Annotated in this window: 9 protein-coding genes; 2 read left to right on the top strand and 7 right to left on the bottom strand. The window is 59.3% G+C overall.

The genetic code is table 11. The features are described from left to right. Window positions 1–173: 173 nt before the first annotated feature. Entirely contained in the window at window positions 174–896 is a 723-nt protein-coding gene (gene lexA, locus GGD50_RS05165) for a transcriptional repressor LexA (protein WP_107108139.1), read from the top strand. Here lexA and GGD50_RS05160 read toward each other — a convergent pair. Continuing rightward, window positions 877–3336 (bottom strand): ComEC/Rec2 family competence protein, encoded by a 2460-nt coding sequence (locus GGD50_RS05160; RefSeq protein WP_107107946.1) that lies wholly within the window; start codon window positions 3334–3336, stop codon window positions 877–879. The two genes, lexA and GGD50_RS05160, sit on opposite strands and share 20 nt — an antisense overlap. A gap of 279 nt (window positions 3337–3615) precedes the next feature. On the opposite strand from GGD50_RS05160, the gene gltA reads away from it, so the two are divergent. Continuing rightward, window positions 3616–4905 carry a citrate synthase gene (gltA, locus tag GGD50_RS05155; protein WP_107107945.1) on the top strand — a complete coding sequence of 430 codons (1290 nt, stop codon included), beginning with the start codon at window positions 3616–3618 and terminating at the stop codon, window positions 4903–4905. Window positions 4906–4934: 29 nt separating this feature from the next. Here the strand turns inward: gltA and lpxB are convergent, their stop codons facing one another. From lpxB to bamA, 6 genes are read right to left on the bottom strand one after another with little or no spacing between them, the layout of a single operon-like run. Further along, on the bottom strand, window positions 4935–6116 hold the full coding sequence (gene lpxB, locus GGD50_RS05150; RefSeq protein ID WP_107107944.1) for a lipid-A-disaccharide synthase: 1182 nt from the start codon (window positions 6114–6116) through the stop codon (window positions 4935–4937). Then, a complete protein-coding gene (locus tag GGD50_RS05145; protein WP_107107943.1) occupies window positions 6113–6994 on the bottom strand; it encodes an LpxI family protein in 882 nt (293 codons plus the stop codon). The genes lpxB and GGD50_RS05145 overlap by 4 nt, the downstream gene beginning before the upstream one ends. A 1-nt stretch (window position 6995) precedes the next feature. Further along, window positions 6996–7811 (bottom strand): acyl-ACP--UDP-N-acetylglucosamine O-acyltransferase, encoded by an 816-nt coding sequence (gene lpxA, locus GGD50_RS05140; protein ID WP_107107942.1) that lies wholly within the window; start codon window positions 7809–7811, stop codon window positions 6996–6998. After that, complete coding sequence (gene fabZ / locus GGD50_RS05135; RefSeq protein WP_107107941.1) at window positions 7808–8281, bottom strand: 3-hydroxyacyl-ACP dehydratase FabZ; 474 nt, start codon at window positions 8279–8281, stop codon at window positions 7808–7810. The genes lpxA and fabZ overlap by 4 nt, the downstream gene beginning before the upstream one ends. Beyond that, window positions 8274–9338 carry a UDP-3-O-(3-hydroxymyristoyl)glucosamine N-acyltransferase gene (lpxD, locus tag GGD50_RS05130; protein ID WP_107107940.1) on the bottom strand — a complete coding sequence of 355 codons (1065 nt, stop codon included), beginning with the start codon at window positions 9336–9338 and terminating at the stop codon, window positions 8274–8276. Before lpxD ends, fabZ begins: the two co-directional genes overlap by 8 nt. A gap of 50 nt (window positions 9339–9388) precedes the next feature. Next, a complete protein-coding gene (bamA, locus tag GGD50_RS05125; RefSeq protein WP_107107939.1) occupies window positions 9389–11722 on the bottom strand; it encodes an outer membrane protein assembly factor BamA in 2334 nt (777 codons plus the stop codon). Window positions 11723–11840 lie beyond the last annotated feature (118 nt).

Raw genomic sequence — 11840 nt, 5'->3', positions numbered from 1 at the left:
AGTCTGTATGCGTCGAGAAAATCCGTCAGCCCAGGACCCGTTCTGTTCCCATTTATTTGAGACACTTACAAAATATTCACCAAAATTTAAGGACTTGCGGAACACATATGGAACATATAGTGTCCGTTCTGGATTTGTTTCACGACACCTTCTCAGTCCCGAGGTTCAAAACGATGTTGACGCGCAAGCAGCAGGAACTGCTTCTCTTCATTCACGAACGCATGAAGGAGTCCGGCGTTCCGCCATCTTTCGACGAGATGAAAGATGCGCTGGACCTCGCGTCAAAATCTGGCATTCACCGTCTCATCACGGCTTTGGAAGAGCGCGGTTTCATCCGCCGTCTGCCGAACCGGGCCCGGGCGCTGGAAGTCATCAAGCTGCCGGAGGCCTATAGCCCGAGCCTGCAGCCACGCCGCGGCTTTTCGCCAAGCGTCATCGAGGGTAGCCTTGGCAAACCGCAACTTGTGCCGCCACCCGCTCCCGCCAAGCCGGTAAGTGAGGAAAACAACAGTTCGGTCTCGGTCCCCGTCATGGGCCGCATCGCCGCCGGCGTTCCGATCTCGGCCATCCAGAACAATACCCATGACATCACCGTTCCCGCCGACATGCTCGGCTCCGGCGAGCACTATGCGCTGGAGGTCAAGGGCGACTCGATGATCGATGCCGGCATCTTTGATGGCGATACCGTCATTATCCGCAACGCCACGACCGCCAATCCCGGCGACATCGTCGTCGCTCTCGTCGATGATGAAGAGGCGACATTGAAGCGCTTCCGCCGCAAGGGAGCTTCGATCGCGCTTGAGGCCGCTAACCCGGCTTACGAGACCCGTATTTTCGGGCCGGATCGTGTGAAAGTGCAAGGCAAGCTCGTCGGCCTCATTCGCCGCTATCACTGACGGGTGACACCGGTGCGATCGGCGCTCCGAAAGTACCGGTTCGCCAGTCATAGGCGCGATGAAGGCTCCATGGCCGCGTTAGATTTTCAAACGCCGCCGTTATTACCGGTTTCTCGGCGCCGAGGTTCATTTCGATGGACCCAGTCCGGCGAAGTGTTACGCCCGTAAAAAGCATAGCGCCGGAGCGGCAGCGATCAAGCCGCAGCCGTATGGGTGTGACGACGATATTGGCGGTATCGCAGGCCGGAGCGAGATAAGCAGCGTCTTCAATGGTGACAAGCATGTCGCCATTCTCCAGCATTGCCACGCACCAAGCCCCTTTCTGGCAGGCGAAACCGCCCTGCCCGGCATTGTCCAGTGCCGCATCCATCGCCTTTCGAACGGCGGTCTGTTCGTCGGAACTCAAGCGGCGATGCTTGTCCGATTTGCTGATTTTAGGGAGCTGGCTGTCGGGCGGAAGCATCGCAGGCGGTTGCTGCTCGGTGATCGCCAGGGCTCTTTGCCACTGCTCGAAGATGAAATCGGGCGGTTTCTCACGGTTGGTCGTCAACGCACCGTTTCGCAGCAAAGCGACCAGCGTACCGTCCTCGGAGATCATCAGATCGGGTTTCGGAACACCGGGGCTGAGGGCCACGACTGCGACCGAGCCAATGATCAAAAGCGCACCCGCATGCCGCAGCCATGTTTTGAGCAGGGTCATCAGCAAGAAGCCGACTATGACCGTGGGAAATAGCCAGACCGGTAGTCGGCCAAAGGGAATATTGCCGCCCCAGGCGGCGACCGTTTTGGCAACGACGATGACGGCATCGAGTCCCGCGCCGGTGATCTGCCAGAAAGGAGCATCGACGCCAAACGGCATCAGCATTGTAGCCGCCATACCAAAAGGCATGACGACAAAGGAGACGACCGGCATGGCCGCCAGATTGGCGACAAGACCATATGTCGCCAAGCGGTGAAAATGCTCTATCGAGAAGATCGCGGTCGACGCGCCGCCGATAAAGGAGGTCGACAATATGCCTCCGAAGAAGCGCGAGACGAAGAGCAGCGGACGCAGGAGCCGGAACCGGGAGAGAACGCTTTCCCGATGCGGTCGCCTCGTCCAGAGCGAATAACCGGACACCAATGCCAAGGTCGCCGCGTAGGACATCTGGAAACTTGGTCCGAGCGCCTGTGACGGTGACAGAATGAGGATGACGATCGCCGACAGTGCTACGTTTCGGAGGCTGAGGGATGGCCGGTCGAAGAGCACGGCAACCAGCATGATCGCCATCATGATGAAAGCGCGCTCTGCCGATACGCCGAAGCCGGAAATGAAATAATAGGCTGTCACCGTGACCAGCGCGCCGAAGGCTGCGATCTTCTTCGTTGGCCAGGCCTGGGCCACGCCGAAAAACAGGCTGAGGGCATAACGCAGGCCGACATAAAAGATGCCCGCGGAGAGCGCCATGTTCAGGCCGGAGATGGCAATGATATGCGCAAGACCTGAGGTCCGCAGCGCTTCCGTCGTCTCATCCGAGATCGCTCGTCTCTCATCGGTGACAAGCGAGGCCGCAAAGGCGCCGGTGTCACCGGGCAAAAGCATCCTAATCCTGTCGCCGATGCTGCTGCGCAAACGCGCGAGCCAGATATCCGCCTTATCGAAAAACGATCCCTGAGCAACATCACTGGTCGGTGATAGTAGCGTCGGCGTTCCGTAGGCAAAGCCGTTCGCGCCGGTGCCATCGAAATAGGCGCTGAAGGCGAAATCGTTGAGACCGGGCAAGGCGGGTCCGGCCGGTGGCGTCAGCCGCGCCCTGCCTTGAATGCGATCCCCGAGTTCAAAGGGCTGGAGCTGTTTGCGCACGAAAATGGTGATCTGCGCCGGAGGCCGGCGAACAGCCGGCTTTTCCGTTGCCTCGAGAGCTACGACATAGCGCCAACGCCCCTTATCGTCGGCCTCGCGCCGTTCGATCCGCCCGGTGATCGTAGTCGTCACCGCAGAGTCGAGCATCACCGTCGACGCGCGCCAGGTTTCGCATTGCGCCAAAGCCATGCCGGAGCAGGCAAGCATGGCCGCATACAGCAAGTGCCGCAACACCCGCCCCGCCTCCTGTTGGATGAAGAAAGCGGCTGCGAAGATAAGGAGGGCGGCAAAAACGGCCTGCGGCGGCGGATCGGCTCCGGCGGCAAACCAGAAGATCGCGCCGGCGCCGATATAGACCGGCGCAAACAGCATCGCGCGACCGTACGCCGCCTCTTCTTCGACCAAATGGTAAATGCCGAGTCGGATGCTGCCTGCCGCAAGGCGAAGACGGGCAATAAGCGCGGCGTGATCCTGTGTTCGCTCCGGCCGCATCGCTTTGGTAGCAGAAATAGTCGTGCCGATGCCGTGCTCGCGCTCGGCAACCGCAGCAAACTCCCTACTTTCCACCTGCGGATCCGGTGCCTCTAAATTAGGCATATACCCCAGCGCCCACGCAAAACTACAGCTAGAGCGAGAGTTTTGCCGTCACCGCTAGGTGATTTCAACTGAAATCGGCCTAATCTCCAACAAATGACGCCAATTCATGTTAGCGCACGACGAGTCCGCCTACCGCAGTGCCCAAAAGTTGATACCGCAATGCACAAATAGGCGTAACGATAACTTGGCATTAGGCTCTGGATCATATAGCTAATCGTTAGTCGCTTAACCCTTTGGCGCTTTTTAAGGCGCCATCCCGCCAAATCTTGGAGGATCAGCATGACGGAACAAAGCGCGAAACTAACTTGGGGTGAAAAGACGGTGGATTTGCCGGTTAAGACCGGAACCATCGGCCCAAGTGTCATTGATATTGGTGCCCTTTATAAGAACACCTCCACTTTCACCTACGATCCTGGCTTCACCTCGACTGCGTCGTGCGAGTCCAGAATCACCTTTATTGATGGCGACGAAGGCGTTCTGCTGCATCGCGGTTATCCGATCGAACAGCTTGCTGAACACGGCGATTTCCTCGAAGTCTGTTACCTGCTGCTCTACGGCGAATTGCCGACCGCAGCCCAGAAGAAAGACTTCGATTACAGGGTCGTGCACCACACCATGGTGCATGAGCAAATGTCCCGCTTCTTCACCGGTTTCCGCCGCGATGCGCATCCGATGGCCGTCATGTGCGGCTGCGTCGGCGCTCTGTCGGCCTTCTATCACGACTCCACCGACATCACCGATCCGCACCAGCGCATGGTCGCAAGCCTGCGCATGATCGCCAAGATGCCGACGCTTGCCGCCATGGCTTACAAGTACCATATCGGCCAGCCCTTCGTTTACCCGAAGAACGATCTCGACTATGCCTCGAATTTCCTGCGCATGTGCTTTGCCGTGCCCTGCGAGGAATATGTAGTCAATCCGGTGCTTGCACGCGCCATGGACCGCATCTTCATCCTGCACGCGGATCATGAGCAGAACGCGTCGACCTCGACGGTTCGTCTCGCTGGCTCTTCCGGCGCCAACCCGTTCGCTTGCGTTGCCGCTGGCATCGCATGCCTCTGGGGCCCGGCTCATGGCGGCGCCAATGAAGCAGCGCTCAACATGCTGACGGAAATCGGCACGGTTGACCGTATTCCGGAATATATCGCCCGCGCCAAGGACAAGAACGATCCGTTCCGTCTGATGGGCTTCGGCCATCGCGTCTACAAGAACTACGATCCGCGCGCCAAGATCATGCAGAAGACGGCGCACGAAGTGCTCGGCGAACTCGGCATCAAGGACGATCCGTTGCTCGACATCGCGATCGAACTGGAACGTATCGCGCTGACCGATGACTATTTCATCGAGAAGAAGCTTTACCCGAACGTCGACTTCTATTCCGGCATCACGCTGAAGGCCCTGGGCTTCCCCACGACCATGTTCACAGTGCTGTTTGCGCTTGCCCGCACCGTCGGCTGGATCGCTCAGTGGAACGAGATGATCGAAGATCCGGAACAGCGTATCGGCCGTCCGCGCCAGCTCTACACCGGCGAACCGCTGCGCGAATACGTTCCGGTTTCCAAGCGTTAAGCCGAAAAACGAGACAACAAAAAACCCGGTCAGAAATGGCCGGGTTTTTTCTTGGACAAGACATCGAGAACGATCGCCGCCGCCTTTTCGCCAGGCGGTTCCTCGGTCTGCATTCGCTGCCAGACCAGATCGTAGCCGTGAAGCATAGCCGCAAGCTCCGGCGTATCATTCGACAAGCGCTCCATATAGCGGGCCAACAGACCGGGACGCAGCACGTCGTTGATCAGCTCGGGCACCACGGCATAATCCGCAATCAAATTCGGCAGAGCCGCCGTCCAGGTTTTGATGCGCGAAAGCACGAACCGGGCGAGCCACTCGGTCTTATAGGCCGAAATGACGGGAACGCCCGCAAGCCCCAATTCCAGAACCACGGTGCCGGAGGCTGCCATTGCAGCATCCGCTTCCGCAAAAGCATTCCACTTGGCATCCTGGCCGACGAAGACATCCGGCTTGACGCTCCAGTTTTCAAGCAGCGAGCGCACCAATGCCTCCTGCCGCGGAACGGTCGGCAAGACATAACGAACGCGATCGCTTCGCCGGCTAAGCTCCAGCACCGCCTGCTCGAAAACCGGCAGAAGCTGGCGAATTTCCGAGGAACGCGATCCGGGAAGCAGCAGGATCGTCTTCTCGCCATCAGGCGCGCTAGGCACCCGAAGCGCACGCAGGCGACGGGTCTCCAGCAGGTTCGGATCCACCGTCAGGCGATGGCCGACATAGGTGGTAGCCGGCCCCGCCAGCCGCTGCATCGCCGCCGGCTCGAAGGGTAGAATGGCGAGGACGTGATCGACATAGGCGAGCATCTTCTGCGCGCGATATTCTTTCCACGCCCACACGCTCGGGCAGACATAGTCGACGACCGGCAGGTCAGGCAGCGCAGCGCGGACCTTCTTGGCGACGCGATGGGTGAAATCCGGGCTGTCTATGATGAGCAGCACGTCAGGCTTGGCCGCGATGATGGCGTCCGCCGTCTGGCGGATACGGGCAAGCAGTTTCGGCAAGCGCTTGATAACCTGCGCAAAACCCATGATCGACAGTTCGGAATAATCGAAAAGCGAACGCAAGCCCTGCGCTTCCAGCGCGTCGCCACCAACGCCGATTAGCTCGATGGGGCCATCGTAGCGTTGCTTCAATGCCGCGACGAGATCGCCGCCAAGCAGATCGCCGGAGACCTCGCCGGCGATGACAGCGAGTTTCAACGGCGCACCGCTCACATGAAGCCCTCCGCGCTGAGGCCACGGTCGATGCCGCAGACGAAAAGCCCGGCTTCGTCGGCAGCCGCGATGACCGCTTCACGTTCCAGGACCAGCGCCCTGCCAGCCTCGACGGCGATGCCGGCAAGGCCGGCTCTCTTGGCGTTGAGTACCGTCGAGACCCCGATCGACGGCAGGTCTGCGCGTACATCCTGCTGAGGCTTGCAGAGCTTCACCAATACGCCGCGACGACGTTTTGATATGCGCCCGTCGGCCCGCAAACCTGCCACACGCTCGATCATCTTGTCCGTGCCCTCGGCGCCTTCGAGTGCCACGACGCGGCCGCCGACGCTGACGGCACCCTGCCCGACATCCAGCAGCCCCAGCGCAACGGCTGCCTTCGCACCTTGCGCAATATCGCGCAGGTCCTCTTCCGATGGCGAGAAACGGCCAAGCGGCCCGGTGGTCGCCAACAAATCCGGTGCGATCTCATGCGCGCCGACGACGCGGACGCCGCCAGCCTCGATCAAGCGGATCACCATCTGCAACACGGCATTATCGCCGCCGGAAAGAAGGGTGCGGATGGTCAACGGCAATTCCTTGATGACGCGCCAGGTCGGGCGCACGTCGCGCCAAGGCGGACGGCGCGCAACACCGCCGGACATCACGACCCGGTCGACCCCATAGCGGCGAAACATCGCCTCCAGGCCGGCAAAATTGCCGACGCCGAGATTGGCATGATCGAAAGCGGACCAATCGCGATCCGCCTCGTCCGTCAGTGCTATGATAACAGGATTTTCACCTGCCTGGCGGGCGGCGTCGGCGACATAGGCCGGCAAAAAGCCGCTGCCTGCGATGATCGCCAGCCTGCCCGTATGGCTTTGACCGCTCGCGGCCACCTCAGCCCTTACCGCGATTGGGCGACGACAATGCGCGATCGCTGTCGGCGGCGATGAAATCGAGGATCTCGATCACTTCCTTGCAATCGGCATATTCAGCGCGGATCGCCGCCGCATTGTCGCGGATCGAACCTTCGCCTTCGAAAATGCTCTTATAGGCGCGGCGAACCGAATGGATGACCGAACGCTCAATTCCGGCCCGGGTCATGCCGACAATGTTGAGGCCCGAGAGCACGCCCGGATTTCCGTTCAGCATGCCATAGGGAATGACGTCGTAGCTCGCGGCGGAGAGACCACCGACGAAAGCTTGCCGACCGATACGGGTAAACTGATGCACCGCGCAGCCGCCGCCGAGGATGACTCGGTCTTCCACGGTGACATGCCCCGCCAGCATCACATTGTTCGACATGATGACATTGTTGCCGACGCGGCAATCATGGGCGACGTGCGAATTGGCAAGGAACAGATTGTCGTTGCCGACGATGGTCTTGCCGCCGTAGTCGGCCGTCCCGGTATTGATCGTCACGCCTTCGCGGATCGTGCAATTCTCGCCGACATCCAGCGTCGTCTCTTCACCACCATGATGCACGCTCTGCGGATCGCCGCCTACGACAGCCATGGGGAATATCTTCGTGCCCTTGCCGATCGTCGTCCGGCCGGTCACGACAGCATGCGTCAGGAGCTGGACGGCATCATGCAGCACGACCTTGGGGCCGACATGGCAGAACGGACCGACGACGACGTTCTCGCCAATGACCGCTCCATCCTCAACAACCGCGAGCTTATGAATGCGCGCGCTTTTTGCAATGCTGCTCATGCCTGCTCTTGGTCCTTCCGTACGATCATCGCGCCGATATCGGCCTCGGCAACCAGCGAACCATCGACCTTGGCGTCGCAATGGAACTTCCAGATCGTACCGCGCTGCTTCAGCTTGACGACATGGAACTCAACACGGTCGCCCGGCACGACCGGCTTGCGGAAACGGGCATTATCGATCGTCATGAAGTAGACGAGATTGCCGCCGATTCCATCCTTGCGGGCGCAGATCGCGCCAGCCGTCTGCGCCATGCCTTCAATCAGCAGCACGCCCGGCATGATCGGAGATTCCGGAAAGTGGCCGGTGAATTGCGGCTCGTTGGCCGTGACGTTCTTGATACCGATGGCGGAGTTATCGCTATCGATCTCAATGATCTTGTCGACCATGAGGAAGGGGTAGCGATGCGGCAAGAGCTTCATGATTTCGATGACGTCTGCCGACGACATCGACGTCTTGGCTTCTTCAGTCATGCTCCGCACCGTCCTTCTTTTCTCTGGCTCCTGATCGCTTTGCGATCTCCGCCGACTCTCTCAGAAAATCCCACAATGGCCGCGCCGGAAGACCAGCATAACGCTCACCCGCTGGAATATTATTCATTACGCCGCTCTTGGCGCCGATCTGAACGCCGTCGCCGATATGAATGTGGCCGTTCAAGCCTGCCTGACCGCCGATCTGCACACCATCGCCGAGCACCGTGCTGCCGGCTATGCCGACCTGGCTGACGATGGCGCAGTGGCGGCCGATGCGGACGTTATGTCCGATCTGTACCTGGTTGTCGATCTTCGTGCCTTCGCCGATGACCGTATCATCCATGGTGCCGCGATCGATCGTGGTGTTGGCGCCGATCTCGACATTATCCTGAATGATGACGCGGCCGATCTGCACGATTTTCACCATGCCGCGCGGCCCCGGCGCATAGCCAAACCCATCCTGGCCGATGCGCGCACCATTGTGAATGATGACGCCATTGCCGAGATAGGAGCAAAGCACACTCGCGCCGCCACCGATCGTGCAATTGCGCCCGATCTTGACGCCCGGCCCGATCATCGCGCCAGATCCGATGCGTGTGCCCTCGCCGATCTCGGCACCAGGCCCGATAACCGCGCACGGCTCAACGCCGACATTCGCCTCAAGCTTGGCGGTTGGATCGATGAAAGCCGCCGGCGAAATCAGCGTTGGCGCAGACGTCAGCGCAACCGGACGCATGGCTTGCGGATGCAGAAGAGCACCCGCCAGCGCGAAATCCGTATGCGGCTTTTTGGAAAGGAGAACCGGGATATGCGCGGGAACGAAAGACTTCAGCGCCGGCAAACAAATGATCGCCGAAGCCCGACAGGTCTCCAATTCCGCACGATTCTTCCGGGAGAGAATGTAGCAAACGTCGCCTTCGCCCGCCCGATAGACGGGAGCGATGGACTTGATGACGACGCCGGCAAAGGCCTCGTCAACAAGCTCCGCCCCAAGATACTCGGCCAGCGCGCTTAGGCTGACGCCATCATGGGGCGGAAAAAAACCGATATGTTCCATAAGCACCAGCTCCAGAACGGTGTTAAGCCCGCAGTTCTGGGCTGCCGATATCAGAACTGGTTGGCGATGCCAAACCGGAAATTCTCGGTCTTGTCGTAATCTTCCTTGAGAACCGGCACAGCATAGTCAACACGGATGACACCGAAGGGCGACGACCAGATCAGACCTGCACCCAGCGAAGCACGGATCGAGCTGTCGTTGTGCAGGACGTCACCGAAGAGATCAGCCTTGTTGCCATAGAGCGTGCCCGCATCGGCAAAGGCTGCGACGCGCAGACCGATATCCTGCGGAACGCCCGGCATCGGCATGCTTGCTTCAGCCGAAGCCGTGAAGTAGGTCGTGCCGCCCAGCGCATCGCCATGCGACGAACGCGGACCAATACCAGCATTTTCGAAGCCGCGGATTTCACGACCACCAAGCGTGAACTGATCGAAGACGTTCAGGTGATCGCCCGTCGGCATGACATAACCGGCGCCGACCGTCAGCGAGCCGATGATGTCGGCTTCGTCGCTGATCATCTTATAGTAACGCGCCTTGCCGCTCAGCTTGTAGAAGTCGGAGTCGCCACCCAGACCCGCATATTCATGCGTGAACTTGGCGATGATACCTTCGCGCGGCAGGTTCTGGTCGTCCAGCGTGTTGTAGGTGAAGGTCTGCGAAATCGTCGACTGAACCCACGGGCTGTTGTTCACGAGGTTCAGGTAGGGAGCAGACAGATTGTTTTCCCAGTCGTTGGTACCGTCGTACTGCAGGCGCTTGTAGTTGTAGCGCAGCGTCGTCGCGAAGTTCTCGGTGATCGGCGCGGTGACGCGCAGCGAGAAGCCTTCTTCCGAATAATCGTAGAAATCATCGCTCGAGGTCTGGTTCCGGAAGATGTCGAAGCCGGCAGCCAGACGATAGCCGAGGAAATAGGGCTCGGTGAACGAGATGTTATAGGTACGGTTGCCTTCCGTGCCGGCACCAGCAGCAATACGGATGTACTGGCCACGACCCAGGAAGTTCTTTTCTTCGACCGAAGCCTCCAGCAGCAGGCCGCCATTGTTGCCGACAGCGTAACCAGCACCGATACCGAACGAACCGGTCGGCTGGTCTTCGACGTTGACGATCACGACGACACGGTCCGGAGCGCTGCCCTGGGCGGTGGTGATATCAACCTTGGTGAAATAGCCGAGCGCGTCGAGACGGCGCTTGGCGCGGGTGATCATTTCCTGGTTGAAAGCGTCGCCTTCATTGAGGTCGAACTCGCGGCGAATGACGTAATCGCGCGTGCGGGTGTTGCCGCGGATTTCGATGCGCTCGACATAGGCGCGCTCGCCCTGGTCGACGAGATATTCGATACCGATCGTGTGGCCAGTCAGGTCACGATTGCCGCGTGGCGTGATGCGGGCAAAGGGATAGCCGGCAGCAGCGACGCGCTTGGAAATATTTTCGATCGAGGTCTGGATGTCCTTGGCGCTGTAGACATCACCCTTATGCGTAATGACCAGGCTCTTCAGGTCATCGGCGTTGACGCCTTCGACCGTCGAGACGACGTTGATGTCGCCATAGGTGTAGCGCGGACCTTCATCGACGTTGAAGTTCAGCGTGTATTCGTTGGTCTGCTCGTTCAGCGTCGCATCGGCACTAACGACGCGGAAATCGGCATAACCGTGATTGTAGTAGAACTGACGCAGCGCATCCTGGTCGGCCTGCTGGCGTTCCGGGCTGTAGACGTCCTTGCGGGTCAGGAACGACAGGAAGTTGCTCTTCTTGGTGCTGATCACCGAAGCAAGACGGCCACTGCTGTAAGCCTGGTTGCCCGAGAAATTGACCTTGTCGATCTTGGTGCGGTCACCTTCGTTGATGACGAAGGCCACATTGATGCGGCCCTGCGCGACCGGCACGGTCTGCGTCGTCACCTGGACTTCATTACGGCCGATTGCGGCGTAAGCGTCCTTGATGGTCTTGATGTCAGCCTGAACCTGGCTCTCGTTGTAAGGGCCGGCCGCGTGGGTCTGAACGATGCCCTGAAGCTTGTCGTCCTTGATCTTGTGGTTGCCGTTGAAGACCACGGCATTGATCAGCAGGTTTTCCTTGACGGAAATGACCAGCGTGCTGCCAGAGACGGTTACGTGTACATCGGAGAAGTATCCGGTCGCATAAAGCTGCTTTACCGAATTGTCGATGTCGGCTGGCGAGAAGCTCTTGCCAGGCTTGATCGTGATATTGTCGCGAACAGCCTCGGGACCAACGCGTTCAGCTCCCCTGACATCAACCCGCTGAATAACAGCGGCTTCTGCGACTGAGGCAGAAGCAAGGGTGATAACACCAGCGCCCGACGCAACAACACCAGCAGACAGCGCTACCGCCGACACTGCGTTCAAAAATCTTGAACCAGCCTTCATTTTCACTTCTTACCTTTTTATCAGTCGTCCCCAGCCCCGAGCGAACCCGATTCCGGCCACGTGTGTCGTTTTACCCGCTTTTGACATACAAGCAAGGGAGCAAGTTAATTTCTGTTTA

The organism is Martinezella paranaensis (genome assembly GCF_014200235.1).
GTDB lineage: Bacteria > Pseudomonadota > Alphaproteobacteria > Rhizobiales > Rhizobiaceae > Rhizobium > Rhizobium paranaense.
This window is presented reverse-complemented; position numbering and strand designations above follow the sequence as displayed.